At 67.3% G+C, this 18,382-nt stretch carries 16 protein-coding genes; 5 read left to right on the top strand and 11 right to left on the bottom strand.

The window, feature by feature from the left end:
* Window positions 1-55: 55 nt before the first annotated feature.
* Window positions 56-1,069, bottom strand: coding sequence for an isopenicillin N synthase family dioxygenase (locus AC1DDO_RS17425; protein ID WP_476868851.1), 1,014 nt, complete (start codon window positions 1,067-1,069; stop codon window positions 56-58).
* A gap of 146 nt (window positions 1,070-1,215) precedes the next feature.
* The gene (locus tag AC1DDO_RS17420; protein ID WP_476868850.1) at window positions 1,216-2,685 is read right to left on the bottom strand and encodes an APC family permease; all 1,470 of its coding nucleotides are present in this window, start codon (window positions 2,683-2,685) and stop codon (window positions 1,216-1,218) included.
* Window positions 2,686-3,064: 379 nt separating this feature from the next.
* On the opposite strand from AC1DDO_RS17420, the gene AC1DDO_RS17415 reads away from it, so the two are divergent.
* The gene (locus tag AC1DDO_RS17415) at window positions 3,065-4,474 is read left to right on the top strand and encodes an aldehyde dehydrogenase family protein (RefSeq protein WP_476972403.1); all 1,410 of its coding nucleotides are present in this window, start codon (window positions 3,065-3,067) and stop codon (window positions 4,472-4,474) included.
* Between the two features lie 22 nt (window positions 4,475-4,496).
* Here the strand turns inward: AC1DDO_RS17415 and AC1DDO_RS17410 are convergent, their stop codons facing one another.
* Together AC1DDO_RS17410 and AC1DDO_RS17405 are read right to left on the bottom strand one after the other, a co-directional pair.
* Entirely contained in the window at window positions 4,497-6,671 is a 2,175-nt protein-coding gene (locus AC1DDO_RS17410; protein ID WP_476972402.1) for an elongation factor G-like protein EF-G2, read from the bottom strand.
* A gap of 90 nt (window positions 6,672-6,761) precedes the next feature.
* The gene (locus AC1DDO_RS17405; protein WP_476972401.1) at window positions 6,762-7,160 is read right to left on the bottom strand and encodes a hypothetical protein; all 399 of its coding nucleotides are present in this window, start codon (window positions 7,158-7,160) and stop codon (window positions 6,762-6,764) included.
* A gap of 222 nt (window positions 7,161-7,382) precedes the next feature.
* On the opposite strand from AC1DDO_RS17405, the gene AC1DDO_RS17400 reads away from it, so the two are divergent.
* Entirely contained in the window at window positions 7,383-7,535 is a 153-nt protein-coding gene (locus AC1DDO_RS17400; RefSeq protein WP_476972400.1) for a hypothetical protein, read from the top strand.
* Window positions 7,536-7,624: 89 nt separating this feature from the next.
* Here AC1DDO_RS17400 and AC1DDO_RS17395 read toward each other — a convergent pair whose 3' ends face one another.
* The 6 genes from AC1DDO_RS17395 to AC1DDO_RS17370 form a co-directional block, all read right to left on the bottom strand.
* On the bottom strand, window positions 7,625-8,047 hold the full coding sequence (locus AC1DDO_RS17395; protein ID WP_441409550.1) for a heat shock protein transcriptional repressor HspR: 423 nt from the start codon (window positions 8,045-8,047) through the stop codon (window positions 7,625-7,627).
* Window positions 8,048-8,062: 15 nt separating this feature from the next.
* Window positions 8,063-9,049: a DnaJ C-terminal domain-containing protein gene (locus tag AC1DDO_RS17390; protein ID WP_476867977.1), complete on the bottom strand. Its 987-nt coding sequence runs from the start codon at window positions 9,047-9,049 to the stop codon at window positions 8,063-8,065.
* A 179-nt stretch (window positions 9,050-9,228) separates the two neighbouring features.
* Window positions 9,229-9,900, bottom strand: a complete 672-nt coding sequence (locus tag AC1DDO_RS17385) for a nucleotide exchange factor GrpE (RefSeq protein WP_476867976.1) — start codon at window positions 9,898-9,900, stop codon at window positions 9,229-9,231.
* A 2-nt stretch (window positions 9,901-9,902) separates the two neighbouring features.
* Complete coding sequence (dnaK, locus tag AC1DDO_RS17380) at window positions 9,903-11,765, bottom strand: molecular chaperone DnaK (protein ID WP_441409547.1); 1,863 nt, start codon at window positions 11,763-11,765, stop codon at window positions 9,903-9,905.
* Window positions 11,766-12,071: 306 nt separating this feature from the next.
* On the bottom strand, window positions 12,072-12,467 hold the full coding sequence (locus AC1DDO_RS17375; protein WP_476867975.1) for a hypothetical protein: 396 nt from the start codon (window positions 12,465-12,467) through the stop codon (window positions 12,072-12,074).
* Between the two features lie 93 nt (window positions 12,468-12,560).
* A complete protein-coding gene (locus AC1DDO_RS17370; RefSeq protein WP_476867974.1) occupies window positions 12,561-13,361 on the bottom strand; it encodes a TetR/AcrR family transcriptional regulator in 801 nt (266 codons plus the stop codon).
* A gap of 124 nt (window positions 13,362-13,485) precedes the next feature.
* On the opposite strand from AC1DDO_RS17370, the gene AC1DDO_RS17365 reads away from it, so the two are divergent.
* Window positions 13,486-14,445 carry an NAD-dependent epimerase/dehydratase family protein gene (locus AC1DDO_RS17365; protein ID WP_476867973.1) on the top strand — a complete coding sequence of 320 codons (960 nt, stop codon included), beginning with the start codon at window positions 13,486-13,488 and terminating at the stop codon, window positions 14,443-14,445.
* Between the two features lie 30 nt (window positions 14,446-14,475).
* Here the strand turns inward: AC1DDO_RS17365 and AC1DDO_RS17360 are convergent, their stop codons facing one another.
* Window positions 14,476-16,701 (bottom strand): MMPL family transporter, encoded by a 2,226-nt coding sequence (locus AC1DDO_RS17360; protein WP_476867972.1) that lies wholly within the window; start codon window positions 16,699-16,701, stop codon window positions 14,476-14,478.
* 259 nt (window positions 16,702-16,960) lie between these two features.
* Between AC1DDO_RS17360 and AC1DDO_RS17355 the strand changes: the two genes are divergently transcribed.
* Window positions 16,961-17,491: a MarR family winged helix-turn-helix transcriptional regulator gene (locus AC1DDO_RS17355; RefSeq protein ID WP_476867971.1), complete on the top strand. Its 531-nt coding sequence runs from the start codon at window positions 16,961-16,963 to the stop codon at window positions 17,489-17,491.
* 670 nt (window positions 17,492-18,161) lie between these two features.
* A partial coding sequence (locus tag AC1DDO_RS17350; RefSeq protein WP_476972399.1) for a hypothetical protein occupies window positions 18,162-18,382 on the top strand: 221 nt, incomplete at its 3' end.

Raw genomic sequence — 18,382 nt, 5'->3', positions numbered from 1 at the left:
TGCCCGCCGCCGCCGGCGGCCGAATGCACCCGCCGTCGCCAGGGCCGCGGGGACGTCAGCTCGTGATCAGATCCGCATGGTGGTCTGCGGCAACGTTCGGGTGGGCCCGGAGCCGGTAGCGAAGGGCGTTATCGCCGTAGGTTTCCAGAATCGGGCTGTTGGTCGGGTCAACGGAGAGCCCACGGGCTTTGGCCTGAAACTCCGGGCTCACCGCAAGCTTGGGCATGGTCGCGTCCAGCGCGGGGTTGTAGAAGAACGGCAGGGAGATCCTGTCCGTGCCGCGCAGGGGCGAGATCACGCGGTGCAGGGTGGCCTTGAGGTAGCCGTTCGTGGCCAGCTCGAGCATCTCGCCGATGTTGACCACGAATGTTCCGGGCACCTGGGGTGCGTCGATCCACTTCCCCTGGTACTCGACCTGGAGGCCGCCCTTTCCGGGTTCCACCAGCAGGAGCGTCAGGACGCCGCCGTCGCGGTGGGAACCGACGCCCTGCTTCGGCTCCGGGTTGGATTCCCCGGGATAGCGCACAATCTTGAGCAGCGGGAAAGCCCGTGCGGCAAAGGCCGCGTCGAAGGTGTCCTCGGGTGCTCCGAGGGACACGGCCAGGGCCCGCAGGAGGGTGAGGGAGATGGCGCTCAGCCGCTCGGTCCATTCAGAGACAATCGCCCGCATTTCAGGCAGCGCCTCCGGCCACAGGTTGGGCCCTTCCAGGCGCCAGTAGTCGGCGACACCGGCGCCCGGCTTCACCGCGTCACGCTCGACGCCGATGTCAATCTGCTCGCGCCAGTCAACAGCTCCGTCCGTGAGTTCGCCGCCGACGCGGGTATAGCCGCGGAACTGCGGGCTGTGGACGTTCTCGATGGCGAGTTTCTGCTCCTCGGGCAGTTCGAAGAAGCGGCGTGAGACCTCGAGCATGGCGTCAGTGAGCTCCTGCGGAATGCCATGGCCGGCCAGATAGAGGAACCCGACTTCATGCATGGCGTTACGCAGGTCGTCCCGAAACTGGGAGGCCTCCTCCGGTCCTGCAGTCAATCGGGAGAAGTCCAGGACGGGCAGTGATTCGAGTGACAATGCATTAGTCCTTTAGCGCTAGCTTGGCAAGCCGAGGCCTGTATTTGCTCCAATGTTACGGAACGAGTTCCAGCTACGAGGATAAACGTGTCGAAATAAGACATCCAGAGCGGGCCAGGGGCCCTGCCCTAGGGCAGGGCCCCTCGCTACGCCGCGATCCCTGCCCTCGCTGCCCGGCGTTCCACGCCGATTTCCACCAGCACGCCGGCCGCAAACACAACGGGGACTGTCATCAGCAGGCCCACGGCCGTTTCAGCACTGCCGCCGATCAGCGCGGTGAAGTTGCTGATCACGAGGAACAGGACCCAGCCAAGCAGCAGGGTGGCGAGCACGGGCGCCACCGCAGTCTGCCAGATCTGGCCGGCTTCCCGTTCGCGCCGAAAGTACGCGACGACGGCCAGGGAGCAGAGCATGTACAGCACCAGCAGCGCCGCCACGGCCAGCCCGCTGAACCAGGAAAAGAGGGTCAGGACGGGATCCAGGGATAGCAGGGCGAACGGCGCCACCAGCAGGAGCGCGATGACGGTCTGGATCCGGGCAGCGACGGCGGGGGCCTTGTGCCGGTTGGTCCGGGCCAAGGCGGCGGGCATCGATCCGCGCAGCGCCAGCGAGTGGAGGTAGCGGTTGATGCCGTTGTGGAAGGCGATGATGCCGGCGAGCAGGGACGTCACCAGCAGGATGCCGGTGACGGTTCCGGCCCATGGCCCGAACAGCTCCACCATCGGTGTCAGCACAAAGGCGGTGGAATCGCCCGATTCGAGAGCCGCGCCCGCGGCATCAATGACGTGCGAGGGGCCGTAGTAGCTGACCAGCATCCAGGAAATGAAGGAGAAGAACACCGAGATCACCCCCACCGACAGATACGTGGCGCGGGCCACCGTGCGGTGCGCATCCTTGGCTTCGGCCGAGTAGATGGCCGTGGATTCAAAGCCGAACATCGAGGCGACAGCGAACATGATGGCCACCCCCGGGGCCCCGGCGCCGATCGCCGCGGGAGAGAAGGATGCCGCCAGGCTGATTCCTTCCGGCCCACCGCCGCGCAACAGCACTGTCAACCCGAACATGAGCAGGATGGCGACTTCCAGGCCCACGAGCACCGCCAGGACCCGCGCCCCGAGTTCGATGTTGAGGGATCCCAGCACCTGCACTCCCGCCATGGTGATCACGGCCAGCAGCCACCAGGGGACCTCAATGCCGGCGGTTCCCAGGACACCCGAGAACGCGGCGCCGTACAGCCCGTACATCGCGGCCTGGACCGTGCTGTACGCGAGGAGCGCCAGCCACGCAGCTCCTGCCCCAATCTTCCGCCCAAATGCGGCGGTGACGTAGGCGTAGAAGGCGCCATTGGCCTGGATCTTGCGGCTCATGGCGACGAATCCGACGGCGAAGATCACGATGACGATGCCCACCACCAGATATGCCCCGGGCGCCCCGGCCCCGTTCCCGAGGGCCGCGGCCAGCGGTGACGCTCCGACGATGCCGGTCAATGGCGCCTGGGCGGACAAGACAAAAAAGAGAATGCCCATGACGCCGACGCTGCCGGCGCGCAGCGCAGTGGAATGCTCCGCGCGGGGACGGGCCTCCGCGGTCCGGGACTCGGAATTTGAAATACTCATCGGATCCTTCTTAACGGTCATGAGTGCTGGGAAATGGCGATCTGGGACCTGCGGTCTGGGAAAAACAGTCTGGGGAAAACAGTCTGGGAAAAGCGCCCGTGAAATGGGAGGTGCCTTGCACCGTGCAAACCAGCATGGCAGGTGATGCCCGTCACCCTTTTGTCGATCAGTGACCGGTTGTTGTTCCACAGCGCAGTGGCATCCAGGCCAGCGGCATCCGGCGCAGCGGCATCCGGGACCGCGGTGATCATTCGCACTGGGTCAAGTGCAGTTCGCGCAAAGACAAGACTGCGCGTCCGGCGCCGGAGGAAACTCGGACATGACAGAGCTGCCCGTGCACAAGCCTCTTAGTGCCTCAACTACTCGATGTGGAGTAACCATGGAAACCTACGACGCCCTTCTTGCCTCGATCACCCCGGCGTCCGGCCCGACCCGGACCATCCTGGACCCGGCCACCGGCGAGCCGGTCGGTGAAGCCCCGGTCCACGGGATCGAGGACCTCGAGCACGCCATCACCGCCGCAGCCGCAGCGCAGCCGGCCTGGGCCGCGCTGGGCCACGACGCCCGGTCCGCCGCACTGCTGAAGGCCGCCGACGCCGTCGAACGCTCCGCCGAGGAACTCGCCCGGCTGCTCTCCCGCGAGCAGGGCAAGCCCCTGAACGGCCCCAACGCCCGCTTCGAGGTCGGCGCCTGCGCCGCCTGGCTCCGCACCGCCGCCGCCACACCCCTGGAGGCGGAAACCGTGGTGGACGACGGCGAAACCTACGCCGAACTGCACTACAAGCCCATCGGCGTCGTCGGCGCGATCGGCCCGTGGAACTGGCCCATGATGATCACCGTCTGGCAGCTCGCCCCGGCCCTGCGGATGGGCAACGCCGTGGTGGTCAAACCCTCCGAATACACCCCGCTCTCCGTCCTGGCCCTGGTCGAAATCCTCAACCAGGAACTCCCCGAAGGCCTGTTGACCGTGGTCTCCGGCGGCCGCGAGGTCGGTGCACGGCTGGCCGAACACCCCGGAATCGGCAAGGTCATGTTCACCGGCTCCACCGCCACCGGCAAGGCCATCATCAAATCCTCCGCGGACACCATCAAGCGCCTCACCCTGGAACTCGGCGGCAACGACGCCGGCATCGTCCTGCCCGACGCCGACCCCAAGGCGATCGCCGAGGACCTCTTCTGGGGGGCCTTCATCAACACAGGCCAGACCTGCGCGGCGCTCAAGCGACTCTACGTGCACGAGGACATCTACGACGACGTCTGCGAAGAACTCACCAAGGTCGCCGCCGCCATGCCGATGGGCAACGGCCTGGACGAGAACAACGTCCTCGGCCCGCTTCAGAACAGGGCCCAGTACGAGATCGTCGCCTCCCTGGTGCAGGCGGCCAAGGACTCCGGTGCCCGGATCCTGCTCGGCGGAAACCCGGACCCGGACCAGCCCGGCCACTTCTACCCCGCCACCCTCGTGGCCGACATCGACAACGACAACCCGCTGGTGGCCGAGGAACAATTCGGCCCCGCCCTGCCGATCATCCGCTACAGCACCATCGATGAGGCCATCGGATACGCGAACGCGCTCGACGTCGGACTCGGGGCCTCCGTCTGGTCCGCGAACCCCGAACAAGCCCGCAAGGTCGCTGCCCGGCTCGAGGCCGGCACCGTCTGGATCAACAAGCACGGCGCCGTGGACCCCCGCATCCCCTTCGGCGGAGCCAAGCAATCCGGCTACGGCCTCGAATTCGGCACCGAAGGCCTCAAAGCCCTCGGCGTCCCGCAAATCATCAACGGCTGACCCTCCCCCCCACCAGGGGTCATCAGTGCAGCGCCTGCGGCACGGGTTCGTGCCGCAGGTAGCTGCGCCGGAACCGGCCGCTGCCGGCGGTCAGGGCCCGCAACTCCACCGAGTACCGCAACAGTTCCTGGTCCGGAACCTCGGCAAGGATCTCGGTCCCCTCAGCCCCGGCGGAGGTGGTTCCGGTCAGGCGCGCCCGTCGGGAGGACAGGTCGCTCATCACGGCGCCCACGTGGTCCTCCGAGACGCTGATGGTCACGGCCGAGACGGGTTCCAGGAACTGAATGCGGGTGGCTGCCGCCGCTTCCCGGAGGGCCAGTGCGCCGGCCGCCTGGAAGGCAGCGTCGGAGGAATCCACACTGTGGGTCTTGCCGCCGATCAGCGTGACCTTGATGTCCACCACCGGGAAACCCGCGGAGACGCCCTTCTGCATCTGGGCCCGCACGCCCTTCTCGACCGAGGTGATGAACGGCCCGGGAATCACTCCGCCCACTGTCTTGTCGACGAACTCGAACCCGGTGCCGCGGTCCAGGGGTTCCACCTCGATGTCGCACACGGCGTACTGGCCATGGCCGCCGGATTGTTTGACATACCGTCCATGTCCGGCCGCCGGCGCGGCAAACGTTTCGCGCAGCGGTGTGACCACCGGGACGGTCTGCAGGTTCACGCCCTGGTCGCGCAGCCTGCCCAGGACGACGTCGGCATGGGCCTCGCCCATGCACCACAGGATCAGCTGGTGGGTTTCGCCGTTGCGCTCCACCCGCAACGTCGGGTCTCCGGCGGTAACCTTCCCGAGGTTCCTGGCCAGGGCGTCCTCATCACCGTGCGTAGCCGCTTCGATGGCAACCGGCATGAGCGGATCCGGCATATCCCAGGGGGCCACCAGCAGCGGGAACTCCTTGGCAGAAATCGTGTCGCCGGTCTCGGCGGAGCCCAGTTTGGTCAGTGCGCAGATATCCCCGGCCACGCAGAACGGCACCGGCCGCAACCCCGATCCTAGCGGCGAGTACAGGTGGGTGACCCGCTCGTCGCTGTCGTGGTCCTCGTGGCCGCGGTCCGCCATTCCGCGGCCGCCCACATGGATCGCGGCGTCCTCACGCACTGCGCCGGAGAAGACGCGGACCAGGCAGACCCTGCCGAGGAACGGGTCGATTGTCGTGCGGACCACCTCGCCGAGCAGCGGGCCGTCGGGGTCGCACTCCAGCGGGCCGGCGGGCACGCCGTCGAGATCCGTCGCCGCCGGGACGTCATGCTCCGCGGGCGTGGGAAAGGCGCGCACCAGGACATCCAGCAGTTCCGCGAGGCCGAGCCCGGACTCGGCTGAGGTGGGCAGCACCGGGTGGAATGAGCCGCGCGCCACGGCCGTCTCCAGATCGGCGATAAGGACCTCGGGAGCGATGTCGTCACCCTCGAGGTAGCGGTCCATCAGGCTCTCGTCCTCGCTCTCGGCGATGATCCCTTCGATCAGCGCGCCCCGCGCGGACTCCGCCGCGGCAAGTTCGCCGTCGGTCGCGGCGCGCGTGGACGGCGCCGGTTCGGCCGGGCCGTACTCGGACACCGTCCCGGTCAGCAGGCCCAGCAACCCGGTGATGGCACCGCCAGTGCGGACCGGCAGGTAGAGCGGCAGGATGGCGTCACCGAAAGCCAGATGGCAGCGGGCGACGGCGGAGTCGAAATCCGCGCGCGGGTGGTCCAGCCGGCTGATCGCCACGGCCCGCGGCATGCCGAGCCGTTGGCACTCGCTCCAGAGGGCTGTGGTGGCGGCGTCGATGTCGTCGGTGGCCGAGACGACAAACAGTACGGCATCCGCAGCACGCAGCCCGGCACGCAGCTCGCCGATGAAATCCGTGTAGCCCGGAGTGTCCAGCAGGTTGATCTTGATCTCCCCGGCCGTCACCGGCACCACCGCCAGCGCCACGGAACGCTGCTGCGCGATGGCCGAGGGATCCGAGTCTCCCACCGTGGTGCCCTCCGCGATCGAACCTTTGCGCGTGATGGCTCCGGTGGCGGCCAGCAGGGCCTCGGTGAGCATCGTTTTTCCGGAACCGGAATGCCCCACCAGCGCCACGTTGCGGATTCTGTCCGGCTGCTTCGGCGGTGGCGCGCCGTTGGCATCTGGCCTCCGGAGGTCAGAGGTGCCCCGGGCCGGGCCCCTGGACTGGCCCCTTGACGGAGTCTTGGCGTCTTTCGACGGCATGGAAACCTCCTGGCGTCGCATCCACTCGAGCCTTGCAGGGCCCTTTGTAAGGATTGGACACCCTGGGACGCCCGGACAGCAAGGGCTTTTTCACGCCGCGGCCGGAGCAACCATGGACCCGGATGCCGCCCGGTCCCGGAGCCATCGGCCAAGGGCCTTGCCTTTGCCCTTCCACCAGTTGTCTTCGTCGGCCCCATGGTGCCAGCGGAAGATGACGGCAACCAGGATGAAGACCCCGGCGCCGACGTCCTGCCAGGAACCGGCAGCGGCATCCATGAGCACACTGAACGCCATGATCAGGATCGACGGCAGCGCCAGTGTGCGGAACATGGTGTTGGCCACGTACCGCCGGTGGGATCGCGGAACGGACACCGCCCGGAGGAAGTCGAAGCACAGGCAGACGACCACGAGGGCCTGCCCCAGGGACATCAGGATGTGCCCCGGCAGGGAGCCGGCAAACAGGACGGCCGCCTGGATTCCCGGGCTCACAGCGTGCCCGCCAACGTTGCGAGCCGCGAAGAATCGGCAGTGGACGGATCAAACTTGGCTGGATCATGCATGCGATGCCCCCCGGCGTCTACGCTGCTTCGCTGGCTCCGCGCCCGGGCTTCCAAGGGGAGCTGTGAGCGTGTCCTGCCAGCCTTTTCTGACATTCCAATTCAACGCGCGGCACCGGCCTGAAGTCACGCAAATCAGGTACCCGACTATCGGATGGCCGGTTACCTGCCGGGGTTCCGGTGTACTCAGTTTGTTCCGGCGGCTACTTGCCGGGCGATCGGGCTCATCGCGGCCCTCGTCACGCGGGAAACCTGGGGCCGGCGCGAACGCGCCGCCGTCGACAAGGTCATCGCCGCCGGCAAGTAGACACAAAGGCAGCACGCAACCCGCACGCAACAACAACAGTGCCCGGGACCAATTGGTCCCGGGCACAGCCATTTGTCAGGCCGATTGTCCTAGTCGATGCCCCGCGGCCGCCATATGACCAGCGCCTGCGACCTCGCCTGGGGGCGCTTGCCGCGGGCCAGGCTGACGACGTCGCCGGCCGTTCCGGCGGCGAAGATCCGCGAGTCGGCGCCCTGGCGGCGCCGTCCCAGCTCCTCAGTCAGTTCGCCGACCCGGCGCTGCAGCGCGGCCACCTGGTTCTCCAGCTGCAGGATCCGCTTGATGCCCTCCAGCGAGACCCCCTCCTGGGAGAGCCGCTGGACCTCGCGGAGCATGTTCACATCCCGCTGCGAATAGCGCCTCGACTTGCCCGGGGCACGGCTGGGCGAGACGATGCCCATCCGGTCGTACTGGCGCAGGGTCTGCGGGTGCATGTCCGCGAGTTCCGCGGCAACGGAGATGACGAAGATCGGCTGATCGAAGTCGATGGCCATGGCTGGATTCCGTTCCTAGAGCCGGGCCTTGGCTGCCAGGCCCGCGCGGACGTCCTCATCCGCAGTTGCGGTGGCGAAGGCCTTCACGGCCTCCTCCGCTTCCTTGCTCAGCCTCCGGGGAACGGCGACGTCGATTGTCACCAGCAGATCGCCGGTGGCCTTCGTGTGCTTGACGCCGCGGCCCTTGACGCGCAGCGTCCGGCCCGAGGGCGTGCCGGCGGGAACCCTGACTTTGACCTTGTCGCCGTCGATGGTGGGGACCTCGATATCCGCTCCCAGTGCCGCCTCCGGGAAGGAGACCGGAACGTGGATCCGGAGGTTGTCGCCGTCGCGGACGTAGAAATCGTGGGGCTTCACGGAGACGGTGACCATGAGGTCACCGTTGCCGGCGGGGCCGTACTGGCCTTTGCCGCGGACGCGGACCTTTTGCCCGTCCTTGATTCCGGCCGGGATGCGGACGTCGATCACCTCGCCGTCCGGTTCGCGCAGGCCGATCGTGGTGCCGCGGATTGACCCGGCAAAGGAGATCGAGGTGGACGCGGTGCGGTCCGTGCCCTTCTGCGGAGTCCGCTGGAAGGTCTGGCCCCCGCCACCGAATCCGCCGCCGCCGCCGAAGAGATCTGCGAACTCGGGCGGAATGCCGCCGGATGTGCTGTAACCACCGGAGTGGCGACCTCCGCCGCCGGTAAAGAGCCCGCCGAAGAGGTCCTCGAATCCTGCGCCGCCGGCAGTCCCGCCGGCACCGCCGGGGGCAAAGCGTGCGCCGCCGCCCATGGCACGGATGGCGTCGTACTGCTGGCGCTCGTCCGGATCGGAGAGCACCGAATAGGCCTCGGAGATGTCCTTGAACTTCTTCTCCGCCGCCGCGTCACCGGCATTCGTATCCGGGTGGTGCTGCCGAGCAAGCTTCCGGTAAGCCTTCTTGATATCGGCGTCGGAAGCGTCCTTGGCGACACCAAGGATCTTATAGAAGTCCTTGTCCACCCAGTCCTGGCTAGCCAATGGCGTTTCCTTTCAAAAGTACAAAGAGTTAAGGCGAGATTACCGCGGAACGCCGAAGCGAATGAGGGGGCCCGGGAGTGGCATCGGGCCTGCCGGAGCGTGGCGGCTATGGTCCGCAGGACCTGAGCCGCCACGCGTAGGGGCGGGGCCCCCTCATCCGCGAAGGCGTGGGCGAAACTCTACGCCGGAACAGCCACAATCACCTGGGCCGCGCGGAGGACGCGGTCGCCGGTCTTGTAGCCCGAGCGCAGGACCTGGCTGACCGTGTCGAGCTCGACTTCGCCGGGCTGCTGGATGAGGGCCTCGTGGATGGTCGGATCGAACTCCACGCCGGTCTCATCGATGCGGACCAGTCCATACGTCTTCAGCGCGGCCTCCAGCTTGGCGGCGATCGCGGCGAAGGGGCCGTCCGCGAGGTCGCCGTGCTGGCGGGCGGCGTCGACGTCGTCCAGCACCGGGAGCAGGGAGTTCAGGACGCCGATGACGGCCATCTCCCCTGCCACGGCGCGGTCGCGTTCGACCCGCTTGCGGTAGTTGACGTACTCGGCCTGCAGCCGGCGGAGGTCATTCCTGAGCTCCTCCGCCGCGGCCGCGTCAACGCCCTGCGCCACTGATTCCTCGGCCGGCACCTCGACGCTGTTGAGGATGTCCTCTGCCTGGGACAGGGCGTCCCCGGAACCGGAGTCCCGGGAGCCGGTGTGCTCCTGGTCCGGGTGGCGGGCCTGGCCGGTCTTCGGGTCAACCTTGCGGTTGTCGTGGATGACCGGCTTCTGCGGATCGTTCTCCTGCCCGTCGCCCTGGCTCCGGTCCGCGGAAGAACCGTGCTCTTCTTCGTTACCGTGGTGCGGCATGATTACTTCTTCTCGTCTTCGTCAACGATTTCGGCGTCGACGATGTCCTCGTCGGAGCCGGCTGCCTGCTCGCCTTCGGGGGCACCGTGCGCGCCGGTGGCGCCGTCGGGCGATCCGGCGTGGGCGTAGATGGCCTCGCCGAGCTTGGACTGGGACGCCTGCAGCTTCTCGAACGCGGTCTTCACGGCCGCGTCATCGGTGCCTTCGAGCGCCTTCTTGAGGGCGTCGACGTCGGCCTTGACCTCGGTCTTGACCTCTTCGGGCAGCTTGTCGGCGTTGTCGGCGATCAGCTTGTCCACGGAGTACGCGAGCTGCTCGGCCGTGTTGCGGGTGTCGGCAGCCTCGCGGCGGGCCTTGTCCTCGGCTGCGTGCTCCTCGGCGTCGTGGACCATGCGGTCGATGTCTTCCTTGGACAGCGCGGTGCCGCCGGTGATGGTCATGGACTGTTCCTTGCCGGTGCCCTTGTCCTTCGCCGAGACGTGCACGATGCCGTTGGCGTCGATGTCGAAGGTGACCTCGACCTGCGGGACGCCGCGCGGTGCCGGAGCGATGCCGGTCAGTTCGAACGTGCCCAGCGGCTTGTTGTCGCGGGTGAACTCACGCTCGCCCTGGAAGACCTGGATCGCCACGGACGGCTGGTTGTCATCCGCGGTGGTGAAGGTCTCGCTGCGCTTGGTGGGGATGGCGGTGTTGCGTTCGATCAGGTGCGTCATGATGCCGCCCTTGGTTTCGATGCCAAGGGACAACGGGGTGACGTCGATCAGCAGCACGTCCTTGCGTTCGCCCTTGAGGACGCCGGCCTGCAGGGCGGCGCCGACGGCGACGACCTCATCGGGGTTGACGCCCTTGTTGGGCTCCTTGCCGCCGGCCAGTTCCTTGACGAGGTCGTAGACGGCCGGCATGCGGGTGGAACCGCCGACGAGCACGATGTGGTCGATCTCGGAGAGCTTGATGCCGGCTTCCTTGATGACGTCCTGGAACGGCTTCTTGGTGCGGTCCAGCAGGTCCTTGGTGAGGTCCTGGAACTTGGCGCGGGTCAGCTGCTCGTCCAGGTGGACCGGGCCGTCGGGGGTGACGGAGAGGTACTGGAGGGAGACGTTGGTGCTGGAGGAGGAGGAGAGTTCCTTCTTGGCCTGCTCCGCGGCTTCGCGGAGACGCTGCAGGGCGATCTTGTCCTTGGTCAGGTCGATGCCCTTGACCTTGAGCTGGTTCAGCAGGTACTCCACGACGCGCTGGTCCCAGTCGTCGCCGCCGAGGTGGTTGTCACCGGCGGTGGCGCGGACCTGGATGGTGGAGAAGTTGTCCTCGTCCTTGCCGACTTCCAGGAGCGAGACGTCGAAGGTTCCGCCGCCGAGGTCGAAGACCAGGATGAGTTCGTCTTCCTTGCCCTTGTCCAGGCCGTAGGCCAGGGCGGCCGCGGTGGGCTCGTTGACGATGCGCAGGACGTTCAGGCCGGCGATTTCGCCGGCTTCCTTGGTGGCCTGGCGCTGGGCGTCGTTGAAGTAGGCCGGGACGGTGACGACGGCGTCGGTGACCTTTTCGCCCAAGTAGGACTCGGCGTCGTTCTTGAGCTTCATGAGGATACGGGCGGAAATTTCCTGCGCCGTGTACTTCTTGTCGTCGATCGCGACGGACCAGTCAGTGCCCATGTGGCGCTTGACGGAAGCGATGGTGCGGTCAATGTTGTTGACGGCCTGGCGCTTGGCGATCTCGCCGACGAGGACCTCGCCGGACTTGGAGAAGGCAACAACCGACGGCGTGGTGCGGCCACCCTCGGCGTTGGCAATGACGGTGGGCTCGCCACCTTCGAGAACGGAGACGACGGAGTTGGTGGTTCCGAGGTCAATACCTACTGCACGTGACATGGATTGTTTCCTTACTTTCCTTGGAATCTTGCGGAGATGGCCGCGGACCACAGCGGCTCTAGCCGCCGGGCCGACCGTTATTGAGCGATCTACACTCAACTTTACCTAGACCCGGAAATTAGTCAATCCAAGTTGAGCGCACTCGACTCAACTTTGGCCTCAAGTTCAATCCTCGGTCGGCCCAGTCCACGGAAATTCCCCGGATTTCAGCCCCTCCAGCGACTCCCGGGCAGCGTTTCGCCCTGCGCGAACCTGCCACCAGGCCCGTGCAGTTGGGTCCGCGCCGCCATGTCGGCGCCGCGGGGGTTATTCGGGACGGGACGTCCCGGCGGTCCCGTAGTCGCCCTCGGGATACTCGGCCTCCTCGACGACGGCGGCCGGCTCGGCGGCAACTCCCCCCTCGCCGTAGTCACCTTCGGGATAGTCGCCTTCAACCTCTCCGACGGCGGCCGCTCCGGCGAGGCCGGCCTCGCCGTAGTCCCCGGTCGCGTACTCCCCCTCGACGGCCGTGGGCGGGACCTCGCCCGTCTCGCCGGCGGAGCCGTAGTCGCCCTCGACGTACTGCCCCTCAGCCTCACCGGCTTCCGGCTCGCTTTCCGCGGGGACGGCGTCAACGTTCTCGGGCGCCGCGCTTCCGGGCCGGTCCCGGTCGGCCCTGTTTTCCGCAGGGACATTCGCTTCAGGCCTGTTTTCTTCGGACATTGGATGGATCCTTCCTTGGACGCATCGGGTACGCCCGTGCGGGCGCAGGGGCAGTCTATCGAGCGCCACGGCGGGGCGACAGAGGGGCCTGGATCAGGAGGCAGCGCCCGCCGCCGGAAGCCCGGCGACGTCGGCGAGCACCGCGAGGTGGTGGGCAAAGAGCTCCTCGCGCGCAGTGAACGTTTCGGCGCCGTACTGGCCGAACACTTCGAAACTGATGGCTCCGAACAGCGAGGTCCAGGCCAGCGTGCCGCGGGCCAACAGGTCATCCGGTACCGCCAGGCCGAACTCCGCCCGGATTTTCGCCAGGTCCCCGGCCAGGCCGGCGGCGACGGTGGGACCCGGCCGTCCGGCCGCGGAAAGCTTGCCTGCCCGGAAGGCGCCGTCGAGGATTCCTATCAGCTTGGTGATCACCCTGGTCCCGGGGCCGGTGGTCCGCTCGGCCGGGGCCTGGTAGCCGGGCACCGGGCTGCCGAACAGCAGGGCGTAGCGGGCGGGTTCGCGCAGCGCCCAGTCCCGCACGGCGCGGCCCAGCGCCGCGAAGCGGCCAGCGAAGTCGGCTTCCGGCAGCGCCCCGACGGTGGCATCCACCTCGTCGCCTAGCTCGTTGTAGGCGTCGATCAGCAGAAGGGTCAGCAGCTCCTCGCGGCTCTCCACGTAGCGGTAGACCGCGGAGGAGACGACGCCGAGATCGCGTGCCACGGCACGGAGCGACAGGGCGGCGGCCCCGTGGACCGCCAGGTGTTGCCGGCCCAGCCGGAGGATGTCAGCAACGGTCTGGGCCCGGGCACGCTCGCGCGGGGTGCGGGGCCGGTGGGCACCGCGGCTGGCTCCCGCCGTCGCCCCGCCTGCACCGCCGGCGTCTACGTCGGGTTCGATCCTGTCCTCTGGCATGGGTCCAGCATTTCACAATCAAGAGCACTGTCAACAAATGTGAGCACTGCTCTTGACAATCTCCGGCCTCGGTTGCATCCTGAATTGGAGAGCACTGCTCTCGCAATCTGACAAGGAGATCGAAATGTCCGAACCTGTGGCCCCTGGGCCCGAATCATCCCGGCTCTACGTCGTCACGGGTGCCGGCCCGGTGGGCTGGACCGTCGCGGAACAGCTTGCAGCGGCGGGCCACCGCGTGCGTATCCTCACGAGGTCCGGGAGCGGACCGGACCACCCGCTGGTCGAGAAAATATCCATCGACGTTTCGGACCCCACCCGGCTGGGCAATGCCTTCCGCGGCGCCACCGCGGTCTTCCACTGCATCCACGGCTCGCGGTACAACGCCGACGTCTGGGCAAGGGAACTTCCCGCCGCCGAGCAGAATGTGCTGGCCGCGGCGGGCACTGCCGGCGCCGTCGTTATCTTTCCCGAAAGCTTGTATTCCTACAGCGCGCCGGAACGGCCAATGACCGAGGAGGGGCCGCGGGAGGCGCACGGCGGCAAACGTGGCGTCCGGACAGCACTGCTCGCAGCCCGCGCGGCCTCCGCTACGGCCACAGTCAGCGTGGTGGCCGGCGATTTCTTCGGGCCCCGGGTCCGGACTTCGCACGCCGGCGAGCGCATGCTCCGCCCCGTCACGGCGGGCAGGCCAATGCAGGTAGTCGGACGGGCCGACCAGCCGCATTCCTTTACCTACGTTCCGGACCTCGCGGCCGCCATGATCGCGGCCGCAGACAGGCCGCAGCTGTGGAACAGGGTGTGGCACGCACCCACCGGGCCGGCCCCGACCCAGCGCGAGCTCGCCGGGGCTTTCGCCACGGCAGCCGGCGCCCGGGCCCCGCGTGTCACGGCTGTACCCGGCTGGGCGCTGAAGGCGATGGGGGTGTTTTCCCCCGACATGCGCGAAATCGCCGAAACGCTGTACCAGTTCCAGCGCCCGTTCGTGATGGAGTCYGCAGCAAGTCAGGCCGCCCTGGGGCTGACGCCGACCCCGCTGCACGAAGCAGCCGCCGCCACCGTCGCCTGGTGGGGGGACCAGGGATGAGGTGACGGCGGCTGCCGCCTTTGGTTCCGCCTAGCGGACGCCGGCATCCTCATTTTCCGCCGGCCGGGAGGACGGCAAGCGGGCCGCGGCGTCGTTCTCTGGACGGCCGGCCTTGCCGGGCCACCAGAGCCGCGGGCCAAGGTCGTAGGCCAGCGCGGGCACCAGCAACGAGCGGACCAGCACGGTGTCCAGCAGGACACCGAAGGCGACGATGAAGGCCAGCTGCACCAGGAACATAATCGGAATGACTCCCAGGGCCGCGAAAGTGGCGGCGAGGACCACCCCGGCGGAGGTAATGACCCCGCCCGTCACGCTCAGGCCGCGCAGGATGCCGGGCCGCGTGCCGTGCTTGAGGGATTCCTCCCGGACCCGGCTCATGAGGAAGATGTTGTAGTCAACGCCCAGGGCAACAAGGAAGACGAAGCCGAACAGCGGCACGGTTGCGTCCGCTCCGGGGAAGCCGAAAATGTTGTTGAACACGACGGCGGAGACACCCATCGCCGCCCCGTAGGACAGGACCACCGAGGCGACCAGCAGGACCGGCGCGAGGACCGAGCGCAGCAGCAGCATGAGGATCACCAGGATCACCCCCAGGACCACCGGGATGATGGTGACCAGGTCGCGCTGGGCGGTGGTGTTGGTATCCAGCGCCGTTGCCGTGACGCCGCCGACGAGTGCGCCGTCGTCAATCTTCTTCAGTTCCTGCCGGAGGGCAACCACGACGTTTTCGGCTTCACCGGAGTCCGCGGCGTAGTCCAGCGTCGCGTTGATCAGGACTTTCCCGTCCCGGACGGCGGGGCCGGCCGCCGGAGCGGCAGGGGCGCCAGGGTTGGCCGCGGCGCCGGCCCTGATTGGGACGCCGCCGTCGGCCAGCAGGTAGGCGTCCCCGACGCCGCTGCCCGCCTTGACCCGCTCCAGCACCTCTTCGGCCTTTGCCGCGCTGGCCACGATCACTGCCGGGCTGCCGGAGCCGGCATCGAAGTGCCGGCCCAGGGCATCCTGGCCGTCGACGGCGTTGGAGGCGGTGAGGATGACATCCGTCTGGGCAACACCGTTGGCCCTGAGCTGCAGGATGCCGGAACCGGCCACTAGGAGCAGCAGGACCGAGGCGACCCAGACGGTCCGCGGCCGGCGGGCAACGAGGGAACCGGTGGCCCGCCACAGTCCCTTCTGGCCTTCCAGCCCGGTCATCAGCTCCGGTTCCCGCTGGGATTCCGGGAGCAGCCTGGGCCGGAACGGCCAGAACGCCGCCCGGCCCAGCAGCGCCATCAGGGCAGGCAGCAGGGTCAGTGCCGCGAAGAGCGCGCAGAGGATGCCCGCTGCCGCAACGGGGCCGAGGGCCTTGTTGGAGTTCAGATCGGAGAAGAGCAGGCAAAGCAGCGCGATGATCACGGTGGCGCCGGAGGCCAGGATCGGTTCCCAGGCCGCCTTCCACGCAGTGAGCGCGGCGGCCGTCCGGTCGGTGGTGTGGGTCAGGGCTTCGCGGAAACGGGCCACGTAAAGCAGGGCGTAGTCGGTGGCGGCGCCGATCACCAGGATGGACAGGATGCCCTGGCTTTGGCCGTTCAGCTGGATCCAGCCGGCCTTGGCCATGCCGAAGACCAGCAGGATCGCGGCGCACAGCGCGAACACGGAGGTGAACAGGACCATGACGGGCAGCAGCAGGGAACGGTAGACGATCAGCAGGATCAGGAACACGGCGCCGAGGGCCACAAGCAGCAGGATGCCATCAATTCCCGCAAAGGCACCTGCCAGGTCCGCTGCCAGCCCGGCCGGTCCGGTCACGAAGGTCCGCATCCCCGCCGGCGCAGACGCCTGGACCTCGCTGCGCAGTTCCTTGACTACCTCTTTCACCTCCGCCGAGGAAGGAATGGGCACCACGAACTGGACTGCCTTCGCGTCCTGGGAGGGGGTGGGGCCAATCACGGTGACCCCGGCCTGCAGGGCCTCCAGCTTGGCCTTGAGGGCCGCGGCCTCGCCGAGCTGGACCGGCGTGAAGGCGGAGTCGCTCTCCACCACGATCACGGCGGGGATCTCCCTGGAGTCCCGGAACTTGGCCTGCCAGTCCTGGACCTTGGTGGCCTCCGCCCCGGCGGGAAGGAACGATGCCTGGTCGTTGGATGACACCTCACCCAAGCGGCCGAATGTCGGACCGCCGACGCCGGCGATCGCCAGCCAGGCCACGACAAGTACCGCGGGAATCAGCCAACGCAGCCAGAACGGTACGCGCGTCGTCGGGGGCGAAGTCGTTTTCATGTGTCCTTCTAGGGTGCGATTCGGAGGGGGCGAGGAATCAACTCCATAGTAGACTATCTCTATGATGGAGATAAATCCACAACGCCCAGTGCCGGTGGAGAATGGAAGGGCAGCCGTCGCCGTGCCGCTGCGGTAAGCACTGCAGTATGCTCCGGAAGGCGCCGTCGACGACGCCGACCGGCCGAGGTCAGACCGCCGCGGCCGCATTCAGGGACGCCACGCCAATGGACGCCACATCAAGAGACAGAGGAGGTCCGCCGTGCCAGTCGAATCCCGGGGCCCATCCGAAGACGCAGGGCCGCCCGAAACAGCCGGGCCGCCGCCGCTCGTCCGGCTCCTGCAGGAATTCAACCTCGAAGCCAACCGCTACGTGGACTCCGCCAGCGACCGCAACGACATGCACAGGACTGATCTGAACGCCCTGGCCGTCATCATGCAGCACACGGCACGGGACCAGATCGTTACCCCGGGCGTGCTCCGGAAGGAGCTGAACCTCAGCTCGCCCGCCACCACCGCACTGATCGACCGGCTCCACAGCTCCGGCCATGTGGTCCGCGAACGCGAGGGCGCGGACCGTCGGCAGGTGCAGCTGCGCATGACGCCCAAGGCCTACCGGGACGGCGGCGCCATGTTCCTTCCGCTGGCCCGCCACATGGGCGCGGCGATCGAAAACTTCACGCCGGAGGAACTGGAGATTGTCACCCGGTTCATGAACTCCATGATCGAGGCCACCGTCCGGGCCGGCGAAGAAGCGGCGCGTGGCCCCGCGCCGGACGGCAGCCCGGGCTGACTTACAGCCCCTGCTCATCCGCAGCCCGCGCCGCCCTACCCCCAGTGCCAGGAGCTCATCCGACGCAAGGGTGAGATCGAGTGGGCAGAGCCTTCTTGAAGTGGGCTTCGGCAGCATCCACCTGAGCTGCGGGTGCACTGGGCGAGAAGACTCGCAGGATGCTGAATTGGAAGTGATGTCGATGATTGAAATCGATGCTATCCAATTCGCGGAGGGCGGAGTTGCCGCCACGCCATTCTCTGCGCAGGCGCTCCATCGTGCGAGAAAGCACTCGGGTCTCGACGGGAAATCCAAGAAAAGGTACAGGTTAAAAACCTACCGTTGCGTCGTGGCAAGCAGCGCATCCAACGGCATGCCACGACGTCATTTCTCCCCAAGAATAGCGATGCCCGACCCCAGAAGAGCTAGGTCCCCGCACACACCTAGCCAACAAGCCGTGCCTCAAGCGCCTTGACAAATTCCGTTTCGACTCGACGAGGCCGGTCAGTTAGAACAATTCTGCTTGACACTTCGGGGGCTTTCATTATCTTGGGCCAACATTTTTCACGTACTTTGTCGACTGCACCAGAGCGAACAAACAATTCAGGGGGACTAATTGGCATCAAATAGGGTCGGCGCCATACGTTGGATTTTCAGTCCGGCACGCACAGCACTCATAGCACTCTTTGCGGTGCTTCTATCACTTCTAACCGCTGCGCCCTCCCTGGCTGCGACGGCGGAGGCTGAGCCCAACGGCACCATGGCGACGGCGACGGTGGTGCCGCTGGGGTCCACGGTTTCGGGTTCGGCGTTGAGTGCAGGCTCGGAGGATTACGACTACTACGCTGTCGATCTGCCCAAGGCGGGCCGGGTCGGCCTGAATTTCAAGTTTCCCGTCGGGCTTGGAGCGGG

This window comes from Arthrobacter sp. 10N43 (assembly GCF_056394525.1).
This window is presented reverse-complemented; position numbering and strand designations above follow the sequence as displayed.